Raw genomic sequence first — 14,918 nt, forward strand, 5'->3', positions numbered from 1 at the left:
TCATGCTGGACCGCATCCGCGAGGAGCTCACCGCGTAGGCGGTACGGAGGGCCGCACGGAGGCCGGGTTCACCGGCGACCGCGCGGACGGCGGTGGTCCGCCCCGCGCTGTGCCAGCCACAGGGCGACCTCCGCAGCGATCGGCTGCCCGGTCTCCAGCTCGACGAAGCCGAACTGGCCGCCCTGGTTGCACTCCAGGAACCACCAGATGCCGTCCTCGTCCTCGGCGAAGTCGAAGGCGGCGTACGCCAGTCCGGCGAGGGTGACGTACTCGTGCACCGACTTGCCGATGCGGTCGGGCACCGGGACCGGCTCCCAGGGGTGCCCGGTGTCGCCGTAGCGGCCGTCGACCTGGCCGGGTTCGGCGGTCTTGCGCGCGGCGAACAGCCGGGTGCCGACGCAGGTCAGCCGGATGTCCGCCCGCTTGTGCACATACCGCTGAAGCAGCGCGGGCCCGGCCGCGACCGCCGAGAAGTCGGCGCCGGGGCCGATCAGGGTGGTGGGCAGGGCCAGCGCGGGGCCGTCGGGCGGCGGCCCCGAGGCGGACTTCACCACGACCTCCCGGTACTCCTCGACGAACTCCCGGGCCAGCCGGGGTGCCGTGGTGAACACGGTCGGCGGTACGGCGAAGCCGCTGAGGTGGGCGACCCTCAACTGCCAGGGCTTCAGCCGGGCCTGGTCGGCGTTGCGCGGATGGTTCATCCACCGTGCGGCGGCGGAGTGCAGCATCCCGTACAGCGCCTGCCGGGTCTCGGCGGTCAGCCACGGTGAGGGATCGGTGGCGTGCGCGGCCGGTTCGCCCGGCCGGCGCACCCACACCGAGCGCAGTCCGCCCATGCTGAGCACATGCCCGTTGACCGACAGATGGCCGTCGAAGTCGCCGTGCGCGTAGTCGGCGGACATCACGGCCTTGCCCGGCAGGTCGGCAGGGTCCAGCCGCAGCACGGGCGTCCCCGTCCCGTGCAGTGCGGCCACCACCATGTCGGCGGTCACGTCCTCCTCGGACGTGAGGATCAATACGCTCATTCGCGGCCGGTCGTCAGTCGTCGAAGTGGGTCGCGGACCCGGCGGTGGACGTCGTGGTGCCGACGGCGAGCAGCAGGTCCGGGTCGCTGACGGCGGGGCGGCCGTTGGGCAGCACGTTCAGCTGGCGGGCCGGGTCGAAGTGATAGGGCGTCACCGCCTGAGAAATCCCGCGCGGAAACGCGTACTTGAGGGTGAACGGTTGCACTTTAAACCTCCGTGAGGCGTTGCTTGAATTACCGTCACTTACGCGTTCCTTGCGTAAGGAATTCATCACTTTCCGCCACACCGGGGTGAACGTCGTCACATCTCGATGCACAGTTCTCTATGGGAGCGCTCCCAATCCCCCCATGTGAAAGGGATCCCCGTGCAGACGACCCCCCACCCCAGACCCACCCTCTGCGCCCTCCTCACCACCGCACTCCTCGCCTGTCTGCTGTCGCTGTCCTGGGCGAGCGGCACTCCGGCACGGGCGGCGGCGGGCGACGGTTCGGTGTCCGACCCGAACATCGTCTACGTGGGCCGCTGGGACACGAGTTCGGGCACCGCCGCCGTGCCCCACTGGTCCGGCGCGTATCTGCGGACGGCGTTCACCGGCACCACGGTGAAGGTCCGGGCCAGGGACGCGGTCAACTTCTACGTGAGCATCGACGGCGGACCCGATGTGTTCCACGCGGGCGTCCGCGGGACGGTGAACCTCACTCCGCAGCCCCTCTCCCCCGCAACCCACACCCTGCGGATCTCCTACCGCTCCGGCGACACGGTCTTCCAGGGCCTGCTCCTGGACTCCGGTGCGCGCACGGTCGCTCCGGCCGTGCCGTCGGGGCTGGTCGAGTTCGTCGGCGACTCCATCACCGCCGGCGCCCTCACCGACCGGCTGGCCCTCGACTCGTACGCCTGGAAGACCGGCGAGCAGCTGGGGATGCGGCACACCCGGATCGCCCGCGCCGGGTACTGCCTGGTCGCGCAGTCCGGGTGCACCGGCCTGAGCAGCCAGTACTTCCGCACCGACAGCACCGGCGAGCAGAACTGGGACTTCTCCCGCCACCGGGCGAGCGCGGTCGTCATCAACCTCGGCACCAACGACATCGGCCACGGCGTGACCGGCGCCGCCTTCCAGGCCGCGTACACCAAGTTCCTGAGCGATGTGCGCGCCCGGCACCCCGAGGCGCAGCTCTTCGCCGTGCAGACGCTGAAGAAGCGCTACGTCGCCGAGACCAGGGCCGCCGTGAGCGCCCGCAACAGCGCCGGGGACGCCAAGGTGCACTACGTCGACACCACGGGCTGGCTCACCGACGGCACCGACTACGAGGACGGCAACGGCCATCCCAACGAGGCCGGCCACACCAAGTTCGCGGCCCGGCTGACACCCGTTCTCGCCGCCCAACTCGGCGGCGCCGCCGATGTGTCCGCCCAGGCCGCCGCTCCCGGGCAGCCCGGCGACCCCAACATCAAGTTCGTCGGCCGCTGGGACACCCGCAGCTCCAGCACCCTCTACACCCCGTACTGGGCCGGCGCCTACTACCGGGTCGGCTTCACCGGCCGGACCGTCAAGCTCAAGCAGCGGGGCACCATCGACTTCTGGGCACGCATCGACAACGGGCCGGTGCGGTTCTACGACGACGTCAAGGGCACCGTGGACCTGACACCGACGCCGCTGGCCGCAGGGAATCACACCCTCCAGGTCAACTACCAGGTGGTCGCGGGCTCCTACCGCGGCGACGCAGTCTTCCAGGGGCTGGCCCTCGACAGCGGCGCGACCACCTTCGCGGCGCCGGCTCCGGCCAAGCTGATCGAGTTCGTCGGTGACTCCATCACTGTGGGCACCACGACCTCGCAGAACGCCCGTACCGCGTACGGCTGGCTGATCGGCGAGCGGCTCGGTGCCGAGCACACCCAGATAGCCCAGGGCGGCGCCTGTCTGGTCGCCACCGCCGACGGATGCGTGGGTCTGGAGCAGCAGTTCGCCCGGCTCAACCCCAACTCGTCCACGCCCGACTGGGACTTCTCCCGCTACGGGGCGGACGCCGTCGTCATCAACCTGGGCACCAACGACGTGGGCCACGGCGTCGGCTCCGCGCAGTTCCAGTCGGCGTACTCCAGTCTGCTGCGCAAGGTCCGGGCCGCCCATCCCCAGGCCTGGATCTTCGCGTTGGAGACCTTCCGCGGCCGGTACGTCCCGCAGACCGAGGCAGCCGTCAAGGCCGCCGTCGACGGCGGCGACAGCCGGCTCTCCTTCGTCGACACCACGGGCTGGCTGGGCTCCGGCGATCTGACGGACTCCGTCCACCCCAACGACCAGGGGCACCGCGTCATCGCCGATCGTCTGGCACCGGTCATCGCGGCACGGATCGGCGGCTGACCCGAGCGGTCACTCCGGTGCGGCGTCCGACCGCGGCTCGCGCAGCAAGTGCGGGGCCGCCTCGGTCAGTTGGTTCACCTGGCTCTCGATCAGCCGGAGGCACTCGTCGAGCGAGCCGGCGAGTGCCTCCGGGATCTCCAGCAGGTCTCATCCCCGGCGTCGCACCGTACTTCGCGAACTTGCTCCAGGTGACGGCCGGCTGGTGTTCCAGGAACAGTTCGTACGCCGTCTTCCTGAGCCGTCCCGCGGCACTCCACAGGGCGATGGGCAGGCGCTGGCATCACGGTCGGCTGCGTCCACGCGGCGATCATATGACCGGCCGTTCGCGGATTCGGCGGTCAGCGCAGGGCGCGCTTGTCGGCGTGCAGCGGGGCCGAGAGCCGGATGGTGATGAACTCGTTGTCGTCCGCCTTGCCCGGTGTGCGGCCCGAGGAGAACGGGAAGTTGTTGTCGTTCAGGACCGCCAGCGTGCGGTCGTCGACGAGGTTGACGTCCTCGATCGTCTGGAACGGGAAGCGGAACGTCTCCCCGAAGCCGCCGAGCCCCTTGGGGTTGGCGATGTCCAGCAGGTCGGCGACGAGGGTCTTGTCCATCAGCCCGTCGCCGTCGCGGTCCCGGGTGTCGGCCAGGTAGATCCGCTTGAACTTGGCGGTGTCGCCCTGTCCCCCGTCGCGCTCGATGACCAGGAACCGGTGGCGGTCGACGGCGATGGCGTCGCCGATGGCGTTCGAGGTCGACTCCAGGCGATACACGAAGCGCTTCCCGGTGTACGTGCCCTTGCGCCGGTCGAACTCGCTGAACCGCAGATCGCCGGGGGTGTCGCCGGTCACGGTGCCTTCGAGGAGCGGGTAGAGGTGACGGCCGTCCACGGAGCGGACCAGGCCCTCGAAGCCCTTGCTGCTCGCGATGTTCGGCTGGGCGCCGTTCAGGTAGGGGTTCTCCGGTGCCTTCACCCCGTCGAGCGCGATGGGCGCCTGAAGGAGGCGGCCCTGGGCGGAGAAGTGCAGCAGCCAGGGGCCGAACTCGTCGCCGATCCAGTACGTGCCGTCCGGCATCCGCTGGATCGACTCGACGTCGAAGTCGGCGCCGGTGAGCACGCGGTCGGCCCGGCTGAGCGCGAACGGCACATGGTGGTCGGGGTCGCTCAGGTTGAAGCCGCCGAGCACGGTGACCTCGCCGGTCCGGGTGTCGGGCTGGATGCGGTGGACGCGGAGCAGGAAGTCGGCGCTGTTGGCCTTGGTGCCGTAGCCGTTGTCCGACAGCACGTCGAAGGTGCCGTCGCGGCGGTTCACGACACCGCTGAAGCCCTGGACGGGCTGGTGGGCGAAGGGCGCCGCCATCCCGTTGAAGGGGCCGGCGCCGATGGCCGCGCCGGACGGTTCGCTGCCCGGCACGAACGTCTCGGCCGGCAGCGCCGCGAAGCCGGTCAGCGTGGCGCTGCCGAAGTCCTGTCCGCCCCGGTCGGCCATCGCGGGGGACGCGAGGGAGACGGTCAGCGCAGCGGCACTGACCATGATCGAGATTCTTCTCATGGCGCGCACAGTAAGAGCGGCGGGTGACCGGTGAGCCAACGAGGCGCGAACTCCTCAGGGCGTCGGCATGCCTCCGCCCTGGAGGCGTTCCAGGTCGGAGGCGCGGACCTGGATGACGAGGAGGGCGATCACCGCGGCGATCGCGGTGAAGATCGCGGCCATGATGAAGGCGGCGGAGACTCCGGCGGTGAGGATCTCGTCGGCGTACTGCGCCGGCAGCCGCCCGGTGCGTTCGAAGCGCAGCCGTTCCAGCGGGGTCGCCTGGGAGAGGAAGGCCGGGACCTGTTTGTCGGCCTCGTTGTTGCTGGCCGTACCGAACACGGTGACCAGGATGGACAGCCCGAGGGATCCGCCCACCTGCTGGGTGGCGTTGAGGAGTCCGGAGGCGGCGCCCGTCTCATGGGTGGCCACGTTGGACAGCGCCATCAGGGTCAGGGACACGAACTCCATGCCCATGCCGAGGCTGAACACCAGCATCGGGCCGAGGATGCTGCCCAGGTAGGTGGAGTCGATGTCGGTCAGGGTCAGCCAGGAGAGGCCGCCGGCGGCCAGGATGGCGCCCGTCACCATGAACGGCTTGGGCCCGTACTTCGGCAGGAGTTGGGAGGCGAGCCCCGCGCCGATCGCGATGACGGCGCTCACCGGCAGGAAGGCGAGACCGGCCTGGAGCGGGCTGAAGTCCAGCACGTTCTGCACGAAGAGGGTGAGGAAGAAGAACATGCCGAAGATCGCGGCGGCGAGGCTCAGCATCATGCCGTAGGTGCCCGCGCGGTTGCGGTCCGCGAACATGTGCAGGGGTGTGATCGGCTGCCGGGATCGCGACTCGACCAGGATGAACAGCAGCAGGAAGACCACGGCCGCCCCGAACGCGGCCAGCGTCAGCGGGTCCCGCCAGCCGTCCTGCGCGGCCCGGATGAACCCGTACACCAGCAGCACCATGCCGATGGTGGAGGTCAGCGCGCCGGTCAGGTCGAAGTGCCCGGGGTGGCGCTCGGACTCCCGGATGTAGCGCGGGGTGGCGAGCACGATGAGCAGTCCGATGGGCACGTTGACGAACAGCACCCAGCGCCAGTTGAGCCACTCGACCAGGATGCCGCCCATCAGCAGCCCGATCGCGCCGCCGCCCGCCGAGACCGCGGCGAAGACGCCGAACGCCCGGTTGCGATCGGGTCCTTCACGGAAGGTCGTACTGATCAGGGCGAGGGAGGTCGGGGAGGCGATGGCGCCGCCGACGCCCTGGAGGGCGCGAGCGGCGAGGAGTTGCCACTCGTTCTGGGAGAGTCCGCCGAGCAGTGAGGCGAGGACGAAGAGCAGGACGCCGAAGACGAACACGCGCCGTCTGCCGAGGATGTCGCCCATCCTGCCGCCGAGCAGCAGCAGTCCGCCGAAGGTGAGCGTGTAGGCGTTGATCACCCAGGACAGGCTCGTCGTGGAGAAGTCCAGCGAGCGCTGGATGTCCGGCAGGGCGATGTTCACGATGGTGATGTCGAGCACCACCATCAACTGGCAGGAAGCGATGACCAGCAGCGCCATACCGCTGCCGCGGCCGTCGCCCCGCTCCGTCTCCTGCGGGGTGGTCCGCGTTTCGGGTGTCTGCTCGGGATTGCTCATGGCAGTGCGCCGTGGGCGGGGGTTCGGTGGCTGGTTCCCGCCACCATACGACCGTACGCCGCTGCCGGACGGGCATCCAGTCGATCACGGAGCCGGGCTGGGCCGGGCAGAGAGGACCAGGTCAGCGTCCGCTGCGGATGAGGCCTGTCAGATAGCGCCACAGTGACGAGCGCTGCCGGGCGGACCGGTCCGGCAGCACCGGATCGGCCGTTCCCGGTGCCGGCTCGGGTGTCGCCTTCGGTACCGCCGCCCGCTCGGGTACCGGGGCCAGCTCGTACCGTACGGGCAGTGAGCGCAGGCCGCGCATGAACGGCGAGGAGCGCCACGGCAGTTGGTCGGCCGGGAGGGCGAGGTCCAGATGGGAGAACCGCTCGAACAACCGGCCCACCCCGACCGCCGCGACCGTGGACGCCAGCTCGCGCGCCGGGCACTGGCGGCGGCCGGCGCCCCAGGACAGATGCGCCCGGGTGCTGATCGCGCTGCCCGGCGCCACATGGTCGGCGAAGAGCGGGTCGGCGTGCGCGGCGGCGGAGGACACCCACACCGGGTCGCCCGCCCGGATCGTGTACTTGCCGAGCTCGGTGTCCTCGGCGGCGAAGCGCGGTACGAAGTTCACCAGCGGTGGTTTGCGCATGACGACGCGGTTCATGGTCTCCCGGATCATCCCGGCGGACAGGCTGGCGCGGACGCCGCCGTCGCCGTCCCCGGAGATGACCTCGACCACGGTGTTGGACATGAGGATGCCGACGTGGTCGGAGGTCATGCCGAGCAGCATGAACAGCTCGCGGGCCAGCTCGTCGAGGGAGAGTCCGGGATGCGCGGCCAGCAGCTGGGAGGGGAAGTCGTCGCCCGGCTCCTTCAGCTTCGCGGCCGCCAGTTCGGCGAGGGTCGCGAGCAGCCGCTCCAGGGCGGGTTCGGCGTCCGGGCCCGCGTCGAGGACCCGCCACATGTCCATCAGGGCGTCGTCGCCCTGGGAACCGGGGAAGCCGAGGAGATGGCTGGCCACCATCAGCGGCAGCGGGCGGGAGAACTGCGCGGACAGGTCCGCGACGCCCGTGCCGCCGCCCTGTCCGACCAGGGTGATCAGTTCGTCGGCGTAGGCGGTGACAGCCGCCTTGAGCCGCTTCGCCTGGGGGTGCGCGGGGTCCTGGAACGGTTTGAGCGCGGCGTCCCACGCCGTGCGCAGCTCCCCGTATCCGGGACCGCCCTGGATCAGTACGTGGTTGACCTCCAGGGACGGCCCGAGCGGCCAGTCCGCGGGCACCTCACCGTCCGAGCGGGCCCGCCAGTTCTCCAGCCCCTTCGGCCAGCCGTCGTCGTCCTGGAGCACCTGCAGTGCCTCCCGGTAGCCGAGCACCAGCCAGGCGGGTACGCCCAGCAGGTCGACCGGTGCGACGGGTCCGTGCCGCTGTCTGAGCCGCTCGTACACGAGCGAGGGACGTGTCTCGTAGTCGCGGGTCAGCAGTGGCTGGGGGGACAGCTCCTCCAGCCTGGTGCTGTCGACGCCCACGGATCCGTTCCCGCCCAGCTCGGACTCCATTTGCCCCCGCCCTCCGACACTCCCCGCACCGGTGCACTACCAGTCAGTAGCCGACAACGCCCGCGACCCTACCCCAGGGTCAATTCCCCGGCGGACTTCGCCCCCTGGTCGCGCAGCCAGGTGACCAGCGTGTCGTGACCGGAGCGCCGGGCGGCGTCGAGGGCGGTCAGCCGGTCGTGGCCGACCCAGTTGAGGTCGCCGCCCCGCCGCAGCAGGTGGGCGGCCGTCTCGCGCTGCCCGCCGTGGCAGGCGCACCACAGGGCGGCGGTGACCTCCTGCTCGGTGGGCGGGCCGGACTCGGCCGAGAAGCAGGCGGCGACCCGGTCGGCCTCGCCGAGGGCGGCGGCCTGCCACAGGGTGGTGCGGGCGCCGCGCTCCACCAGTCGCCGCGCGGTGTTCCACTGTCCGAAGGCCACCGCGTCCGCCAGCGGGGTGCCGTTGCCGATGACCGCGCCGTCGGCCTCGATGTCCGCGCCCAGGTCGAGCAGGGCGTCCAGGACGGGCACGTCGTCGCTGCTGGCCGCCCAGTGCAGCGGTGTCTCGTGGTGCGCGCCGGTGAACCGCGCGTCCACGTCCGCGCCCGCGGCGACGAGCGCGCTCACCGTCCGGGGGCCGCCCGGGAGATGCCCGGGCCAGTCGGTGACGACGTGCAGCAGGGTCCGTGTGGTCCGCATATTGCCCAGCCGTGCCGTGGCCAGCCCCGGATGAGCGGTGAGCAGGTCCTCCAGTGCCGCCACGTCGCCCGTCCGGATCGCCTCCACGGCGGCACGGGCCAGCGGGGCGGTCGTATCGATCAGCAATCGGGTCACCTCCCAGGTTCCCCTCCTGGATAACACGGCCCACTGACAACGCCTCCGGCGGCGGAGGTGCCCTAGAAGCTGAAGGTCATGAACGCCCCGAGGCCGCGTTCGGCCGCCTCGCCGAAGAACTGGACCAGCTCGTCGTAGGCATCCTCAAGCCAGTCCTCGCCGTTGACGTCCCAGATGCGTGGGTACACCTCCTCCTTGATCATCTGTGCCGGGTCGTAGTGTGCCGCCAACTGCTCCCACGGGGTGGCCCGCAGTTGCCGGGCCACGGTCTTGACCTCTTCCGCGGAGTACCCGAACAGGGTGCCGTCCTCCAAGATCGGGAACCCGTCCATCAGGAACTCAAGTTCCACGTCGGTCTCGTTGAGCAGGAACTGGAGGCCGTCCCACTTCTTGTCGAGGCCGACCTCGGGACGACTCGGCAGCGAGTCGTCGTGGTCGTCGTAGAACTCGTAGACGAACGCATTGGCCCAACTCGGGTCCTTCTCCGCCCTGTCCAGCTCCTCCGTCGTCGCGCCGATGAACGATATGTACATACCCATGGCAGGCAATCCCCCTTGGTGAACCGATCGTTCGACCCCTTGATCGAACAACGACGGGGAGTGTTCCACAGGGCAGTGACAACCGGGCGGACCTCCCTCTGTTACGCTCCCCGGGCCTCCCGCGGGGGAAGTCCGGTGAGAGTCCGGCGCTGACCCGCAACGGTGTGCGCGGGGACCTGATCGTCCGTCGCGTGAGCCCGATCGCCCGTGGCCGGCACGACCCGTTGACTGCTCGCCGTGGACTGCGAGAGGGGACCACGCGGCCGGCCCGGTCGTACGGGCTGCCTCCCTGCTCGATGTTCGCAGGCGGCCCCAGGCGAAGGACCGCCCGCCCGTGCTCCGAAGTCCGACCCGGATACCGGCACCCCCGAGATCCGGTGCGTCACGTCTTCCCGTGGTGCCGCTCGCCCTGGGGCTGGGGCTGCTCCTGCTCGTCTCGCTGCTCTGCGGCGTCGGACTCGGCGCCGCCGGGATCGGCTGGGGCGATGTCTTCCGGCTGCTGGGGGCGGGTCTGACCGGCGGGACCATCGACGCGCGGGACGTGTCCGCGTACACCATCCTCTGGGAGATCCGGCTGCCGCGTGTCGTGCTCGGCGCGGTCGTCGGGGCCGGGCTCGCGGCCGTCGGGGTGGCCGTGCAGGCGATGGTGCGCAACGCGCTCGCCGATCCGTTCGTGCTCGGCATCTCCTCGGGCGCCGCCGTGGGCGCCAACGCCGTGATCCTGCTGGGGGCGTTCGCGGGGCTCGGCGTGTGGGCGCTGTCCCTGTCGGCCTTCGGGTCGGCGCTCGCGGCGACGGCGCTGGTGTATGCCGTCGCCCGGTCGCCGCACGGCCTCACCCCGTTGCGGCTCATCCTGACCGGGACGGCGCTGGCCTACGGCTTCGAGGCCGTCACCACCGTCATGGTGTTCGGCGCGGCCCGGGGCGAGGCCGCCCGGTCGGCGATGATGTGGCTGCTCGGGAGTCTGGGCGGGGCGACCTGGGCGCAGGTGCCGGTCGCCGCGGTGACCGTGGCGGCCGGGTGGGCGTGGCTGCGGCGACGGGCCGAGGCGCTGAACGCGCTGGCCATGGGGGACGAGACGGCCGCCACGCTCGGTGTGCAACCGGCGCGGCTGCGCCGGGAGTTGTTTCTCGTCACGGCCGCCGTGACCGGGACGGTGGTCGCGGTCAGCGGGGCCATCGGGTTCGTCGGGCTGATGGTTCCGCATGTCGTACGGATGCTGGTCGGCGCCGATCACCGGCGGGTGCTGGCCGTGGCGCCGCTCGCCGGGGCCGTGCTGCTGGTGTGGGCGGACCTGTTCTCCCGGCTTCTGCTCGCCCCCGCCGAACTGCCCGTCGGGGTGATCACGGCCGTGGTCGGGGTGCCCGCGTTCCTGCTGCTGATGCGGCGCGGCGGCGATGCGTTCGGAGGCCGGTGAGCATGCGGCTCGACATCGGGGGTGTCACGGTCGAGGCGGCCGGTGCGCGGTTGGTCGACGACATCCGGCTCGCCGTGGACAGTGGGTCGTTCGTCGGGCTCGTCGGCCCGAACGGCAGCGGCAAGTCCACGCTGCTGCGCTGTGTGTACCGGGCGCTGCGGCCGTCCGGGGGCGTGGTGCGGCTGGACGGGGACGACGTGCACGCCATGGCTCCCCGGGCCGCCGCCCGGATGCTGGCCGCGCTGCCGCAGGAGTCGTCGGCCGAGTTCGACTTCACGGTCGCCGAGATCGTGGCCATGGGGCGGCTGCCGCACCAGGACCGTACGGCCGCCGCCGACCGGGAGATCTGCGCCGCGGCGATGGACCGTACCGGCGTCGCCCGGCTCGCGGACCGCGGGTTCCTCGCGCTGTCCGGCGGCGAGAAGCAGCGCGTGCTCATCGCCCGCGCGCTCGCCCAGCAGCCGAAGGTGCTGGTCCTGGACGAGCCCACCAACCACCTCGACATCGCCCACCAGTTGGACGTGCTCTCCCTGGTGCGGGCCGGCGGCCTGACCGTGCTGGCCGCCCTGCACGATCTCAACCTGGCCGCCGCGCACTGCGACGTCCTCCATGTCGTCGACGGCGGCCGGGTCGTCGCCTCCGGCGCCCCGCACGAGGTCCTTCGACCCGCCCTGCTCGCCGAGGTGTTCGGGGTCCGTGCCCATCCGGTACGGCATCCGGAGACCGGCGTGGTCCAGCTCCTGTTCGACCGCCTGCCCCAAGGAACCCCATGCGCAAGCTCATAGCCACCGCCCTCTGCCTCGCCGCGACCGTCACCGCGACCGGCTGCGGAGCCACGGTGGAGAAGTCGGCGGACCCCGGCTCCACCGCGGTCACCCTCACCAACTGCGGCCGCCAGGTCACCTTCGACAAGGTCCCCGAGCGCGTGGTCACCAACGACGTCGGCATCACCGAGCTGATGTTCGCGCTCGGTCTGGAGGACCGCATGGCCGGGTTCGCCATGCCCGACGACAAGGGCGATCTGACCGGTGTGCCGTGGAAGGACGGCTACCAAAAGGTGAAGTGGCTGTCGAAGGACCAGCTCACCAGGGAGAACGCCCTCGCCGCCCGCGCCGACCTCGTCTTCGCCGGCTGGAACTACGGCTTCCGCGAGGACGACGGCTTCACTCCGGACGCCCTGAAGAAGCTCGGCATCCCCTCGTACATCCTCACCGAGTCCTGCCGCAACGGCCGTACCGAGACCACGCGCGGCATCATGCCGCCGCTGGAGGCCCTGTACACCGACCTCACCAACCTCGGAAAGCTGTTCGGCGTCGAGAAGCGTGCTGCCGCGCTGATCGCCGACTTCAAGAAGCAGATCGCCGACGTACGGGCGAAGGCGCCCAAGGGCGCCGACCGGCCGAAGGTGTTCCTGTACGACAGCGGCCAGGACCAGCCGTTCACCTCCGGCCGCTACGCCGCCCCGGAGCAGATCATCAGCGAGGCCGGCGGGGTCAACGTCATGCATGACGTCCAGGACTCCTGGACCACCGTCGGCTGGGAGACCGTCGTGGAGCGCAACCCGGACGTCATCGTGATCTGCGACTACGGCGACATGAGCGCCAAGCAGAAGAAGAAGTTCCTGCTGTCCTACGCGCCGCTGCGCAACGTCCCCGCCGTGAAGCGCAAGCGGATCTTCGTCCTCGACTACGTCGACCTGGTCGAGAGCCCCCGCAACCCGTCCGCCGTCGCCCGGCTCGGCGCCTATCTGCGCACGGTGGCCGGGAAGGGCTGACCGTCGGGGTCTGATCGCTCGAAGTGGCTCGGCCGGCCGTCGCGGTGCACGAGGCGGCCGAGACGCTGCGCCCTGGCGCGGGGCATGAGGGACCAGGTGCGGTCGGGCTCGCGCAGGGCGGCCGAGTGCCAGGGGGTGGTCCAGGCGTCGGGGGCGTCGAGGAGCCGGATGCCGAACTTGGGGGCGCCGACCGGCTGGGGATGGATCGACAGGCGTACTGCACGCGGGTGATGGTCGGCGATCAGCGCGCCCCAGGCCCGGCTGCGCTGGATCACGCCGTACGCCCGTCTGCGGCACTCGCGTTGGAGGGCGGAGCGGGTGCCGGGGAAGTCGGCGGTGTCCTCGACGAGGAAGCGGGTGATGCCCCGGTACAGCGCGAGGGTGGGGGCGTCGGTGCGGACCTCGGCCCGCAGGGCGTCCAGGGTGGGGGCATGGCGGTCGTGGACGTGGGCGCGCTTGGTGTCGTGGGGGAGGTCGCCGAGGACGTCGCGCAGGTCGAAGACGGACAGGTGGCTCAGGCCGGCTTCTCTTATGAGCGCGCGTAGTTCGTCCGCGTAGGCGTCGATGTGCTCGTCGGGGACGCGGATCAGGTCGCCGAAGACATGGCCGTCGGAGCAGATGACGACGTGGGCGCCGGGCGGGTGGATGCGCTCGATCTGCGCGCAGAGCGCGTCGAGGAAGCCGAGGGAGAGGCGTTCGCCCATGTCGGGGAGGTGGCCCAGGGTCTTGGCCGGGTTGGGGGACTTGCAGGGGAAGCCGGGCAGGGTGAAGACGATCGGGGCGCCCTCGCGGACGAAGTCGGTGATCCGGCGCAGTTGATGGGGAAACGCCTCGGCCGGGGCACAGCCCTGGTCGGTCGTGCGATGGTGCGGCAGAAGCAGGTTCAGGATCTGCGCGGCGGCGGTTGTGGGCTGGGGCAGGGTGTCCGGTGCTTTCGTCAGCAGCATGTCGTTCCTCCAGGGTGTGCGGGCATGACGGCATGGCGCCTTGGCCTTGGAGGGCAAGGCGCTCCGGGCGGGCCGGGGGATCAGCCGGGCGTGGGCCTCACAGCCGTCGGTCGTAGCCGACGGGCAGATGGTTCGTGCCGCGGCCCAGGACTGCCGGAATCCACTCGATGTCCTCGTCCCTGATGGTGAGGTGCAGGCCGGGCAGGCGGGTGAGCAGCGCTCCCAGGGCGATCTGGAGTTCGGCACGGGCGAGGGCGGCGCCGGGGCAGAAGTGGATGCCGTGGCCGAAGGCGAGGTGAGGGTTGGGGGTGCGGTCGAGGTCGAGGGTGTCGGGATCGGGGAAGCGGCGCGGGTCCCGGTTGGCCGCGCAAAGGGAGACGATCACGGAGTCGCCGGCCGGGACCTCGGTGCCATGCAGGTCGCTGTCCTTGTCGAAGAAGCGCCAGGTGGTCAGCTCGAAGGCGCTGTCGTAGCGCAGGAGTTCCTCGACCGCGCGGGGCAGGAGGCCGGGGTCGTCGCACAGTCGGGCGAGCTGGTCGGGGTGGCGCAGCAGGGCGATCAGGGCCGTGGTGATCTGGTTGGTGACCGGTTCCTGGCCCGCGACCAGCAACTGGAAAATCATCGAGTCCAGTTCCTCCTGGGACAGTTCGCCCAGGTCACGGGCCCCGACAAGACGGCTCAGCAGGTCGTCCTCCGTGTGCTCGCGTTTGTGGGCGACGACCTCGGCGATGTAGCTCTCCAGACCGTGCAGCCGGGCTTCGTACAGCGGCCTGCCGGGATCCGTCGGCCCGACCGGCTGCACGACCTTGCCCCAGTCGCGGTCGAAACGCGCGGCCAACTCTCCCGGCAGACCGATGACTTCGGCGAGGACCTGGAAGGGAAAGCGGGCGGCGAAGCCGGTGACCAGGTCGGCCGGTCCGGTCTCCGGAAGGGCGTCGATCAGCGAGTCGGCCAACTTCTGGAAACGGGGCCGTAGTTGCTCGATGCGGCGCGGCGTGAAGGCATCCGTCACGAAGCGCCGCATGTGCGTGTGCTTCGGCGGGTCCTGGTGGAGGAGATGGACCTGGAGCCGGGAGTGCTGCGGCTCGGGCATGATCGAGGCGCGGGCGCGCCAGCGGTCGTTGCCCCGGTCGTGGTTCTTGCCGAGGCGGTCGTCGTTGAGGGCGGTGTGGGCGGCTTCGTAGCCGGTGACGAGCCACGCCTGGACCCCGCTGGGGAAGAGGACACGGTGGACCGGGCCGTCCTCGCGCATCCGCTCGTAGAGGGGGTAGGGGTTGCTCTTGTACGGGCAGCCCATCAGAGGCACAGGGTCCGGCAGGGTGGCTACGGTCGCCGTCTCGGGTTCCTGGACGGTCATGAACGGGG

General features: G+C 70.8%; 13 protein-coding genes and 1 riboswitch. Of the genes, 4 read left to right on the plus strand and 9 right to left on the minus strand.

Annotation, left to right across the window (positions count from 1 at the left end):
- Positions 1-68 precede the first annotated feature (68 nt).
- The gene (locus ACFWYS_RS11420) at positions 69-1,025 is read right to left on the minus strand and encodes an MvdC/MvdD family ATP grasp protein (protein ID WP_384765961.1); all 957 of its coding nucleotides are present in this window, start codon (positions 1,023-1,025) and stop codon (positions 69-71) included.
- A 13-nt stretch (positions 1,026-1,038) separates the two neighbouring features.
- Positions 1,039-1,230 carry a putative ATP-grasp-modified RiPP gene (gene tgmA, locus ACFWYS_RS11425; RefSeq protein ID WP_384765962.1) on the minus strand — a complete coding sequence of 64 codons (192 nt, stop codon included), beginning with the start codon at positions 1,228-1,230 and terminating at the stop codon, positions 1,039-1,041.
- A 159-nt stretch (positions 1,231-1,389) separates the two neighbouring features.
- On the opposite strand from tgmA, the gene ACFWYS_RS11430 reads away from it, so the two are divergent.
- On the plus strand, positions 1,390-3,384 hold the full coding sequence (locus ACFWYS_RS11430) for a GDSL-type esterase/lipase family protein (RefSeq protein ID WP_384765964.1): 1,995 nt from the start codon (positions 1,390-1,392) through the stop codon (positions 3,382-3,384).
- Between the two features lie 338 nt (positions 3,385-3,722).
- On the opposite strand, the gene ACFWYS_RS11435 is transcribed toward ACFWYS_RS11430, so the two are convergent.
- The 5 genes from ACFWYS_RS11435 to ACFWYS_RS11455 all read right to left on the minus strand — a co-directional run bounded on the left by ACFWYS_RS11435 (position 3,723) and on the right by ACFWYS_RS11455 (position 9,415).
- A complete protein-coding gene (locus ACFWYS_RS11435) occupies positions 3,723-4,916 on the minus strand; it encodes an esterase-like activity of phytase family protein (RefSeq protein WP_384765966.1) in 1,194 nt (397 codons plus the stop codon).
- A gap of 54 nt (positions 4,917-4,970) precedes the next feature.
- A complete protein-coding gene (locus ACFWYS_RS11440) occupies positions 4,971-6,449 on the minus strand; it encodes an MFS transporter (protein WP_384766260.1) in 1,479 nt (492 codons plus the stop codon).
- 199 nt (positions 6,450-6,648) lie between these two features.
- Positions 6,649-8,067, minus strand: a complete 1,419-nt coding sequence (locus ACFWYS_RS11445) for a cytochrome P450 (protein WP_384765968.1) — start codon at positions 8,065-8,067, stop codon at positions 6,649-6,651.
- Positions 8,068-8,135: 68 nt separating this feature from the next.
- Positions 8,136-8,876 carry an ankyrin repeat domain-containing protein gene (locus tag ACFWYS_RS11450; RefSeq protein ID WP_384765970.1) on the minus strand — a complete coding sequence of 247 codons (741 nt, stop codon included), beginning with the start codon at positions 8,874-8,876 and terminating at the stop codon, positions 8,136-8,138.
- Positions 8,877-8,938: 62 nt separating this feature from the next.
- Positions 8,939-9,415, minus strand: coding sequence for a YfbM family protein (locus tag ACFWYS_RS11455; protein ID WP_384765972.1), 477 nt, complete (start codon positions 9,413-9,415; stop codon positions 8,939-8,941).
- A gap of 124 nt (positions 9,416-9,539) precedes the next feature.
- Positions 9,540-9,622: riboswitch (cobalamin riboswitch) on the plus strand.
- Positions 9,623-9,809: 187 nt separating this feature from the next.
- On the opposite strand from ACFWYS_RS11455, the gene ACFWYS_RS11460 reads away from it, so the two are divergent.
- Genes ACFWYS_RS11460 through ACFWYS_RS11470 form a run of 3 tightly spaced genes read left to right on the plus strand, consistent with a single transcriptional unit; the run spans position 9,810 to position 12,606 of the window.
- Positions 9,810-10,832: a FecCD family ABC transporter permease gene (locus ACFWYS_RS11460; protein ID WP_384765974.1), complete on the plus strand. Its 1,023-nt coding sequence runs from the start codon at positions 9,810-9,812 to the stop codon at positions 10,830-10,832.
- A gap of 2 nt (positions 10,833-10,834) precedes the next feature.
- Positions 10,835-11,617 carry an ABC transporter ATP-binding protein gene (locus ACFWYS_RS11465; protein WP_384765976.1) on the plus strand — a complete coding sequence of 261 codons (783 nt, stop codon included), beginning with the start codon at positions 10,835-10,837 and terminating at the stop codon, positions 11,615-11,617.
- Positions 11,602-12,606 (plus strand): ABC transporter substrate-binding protein, encoded by a 1,005-nt coding sequence (locus ACFWYS_RS11470; RefSeq protein WP_384765978.1) that lies wholly within the window; start codon positions 11,602-11,604, stop codon positions 12,604-12,606. The genes ACFWYS_RS11465 and ACFWYS_RS11470 overlap by 16 nt, the downstream gene beginning before the upstream one ends.
- Here the strand turns inward: ACFWYS_RS11470 and ACFWYS_RS11475 are convergent.
- On the minus strand, positions 12,576-13,553 hold the full coding sequence (locus ACFWYS_RS11475; RefSeq protein ID WP_384765980.1) for an L-tyrosine/L-tryptophan isonitrile synthase family protein: 978 nt from the start codon (positions 13,551-13,553) through the stop codon (positions 12,576-12,578). The genes ACFWYS_RS11470 and ACFWYS_RS11475 overlap by 31 nt on opposite strands.
- Positions 13,554-13,650: 97 nt before the next feature.
- Positions 13,651-14,910 carry a cytochrome P450 gene (locus ACFWYS_RS11480; protein ID WP_384765982.1) on the minus strand — a complete coding sequence of 420 codons (1,260 nt, stop codon included), beginning with the start codon at positions 14,908-14,910 and terminating at the stop codon, positions 13,651-13,653.
- Positions 14,911-14,918: the final 8 nt, after the last annotated feature.

The organism is Streptomyces sp. NPDC059010 (genome assembly GCF_042740355.1).
In the GTDB taxonomy this organism is placed as follows: Bacteria; Actinomycetota; Actinomycetes; order Streptomycetales; family Streptomycetaceae; genus Streptomyces.

What these genes read in the sequence shown, in the direction of transcription:
- ACFWYS_RS11420 (WP_384765961.1), bottom strand. Translation starts at nt 1,025, where the DNA reads ATGAGCGTATTGATCCTCACGTCCGAGGAGGACGTGACCGCCGACATG.
- ACFWYS_RS11435 (WP_384765966.1), bottom strand. Translation starts at nt 4,916, where the DNA reads ATGAGAAGAATCTCGATCATGGTCAGTGCCGCTGCGCTGACCGTCTCC.
- ACFWYS_RS11440 (WP_384766260.1), bottom strand. Translation starts at nt 6,449, where the DNA reads ATGGCGCTGCTGGTCATCGCTTCCTGCCAGTTGATGGTGGTGCTCGAC.
- ACFWYS_RS11445 (WP_384765968.1), bottom strand. Translation starts at nt 8,067, where the DNA reads ATGGAGTCCGAGCTGGGCGGGAACGGATCCGTGGGCGTCGACAGCACC.
- ACFWYS_RS11455 (WP_384765972.1), bottom strand. Translation starts at nt 9,415, where the DNA reads ATGGGTATGTACATATCGTTCATCGGCGCGACGACGGAGGAGCTGGAC.
- ACFWYS_RS11465 (WP_384765976.1), top strand. Translation starts at nt 10,835, where the DNA reads ATGCGGCTCGACATCGGGGGTGTCACGGTCGAGGCGGCCGGTGCGCGG.
- ACFWYS_RS11470 (WP_384765978.1), top strand. Translation starts at nt 11,602, where the DNA reads ATGCGCAAGCTCATAGCCACCGCCCTCTGCCTCGCCGCGACCGTCACC.
- ACFWYS_RS11475 (WP_384765980.1), bottom strand. Translation starts at nt 13,553, where the DNA reads ATGCTGCTGACGAAAGCACCGGACACCCTGCCCCAGCCCACAACCGCC.
- ACFWYS_RS11480 (WP_384765982.1), bottom strand. Translation starts at nt 14,910, where the DNA reads ATGACCGTCCAGGAACCCGAGACGGCGACCGTAGCCACCCTGCCGGAC.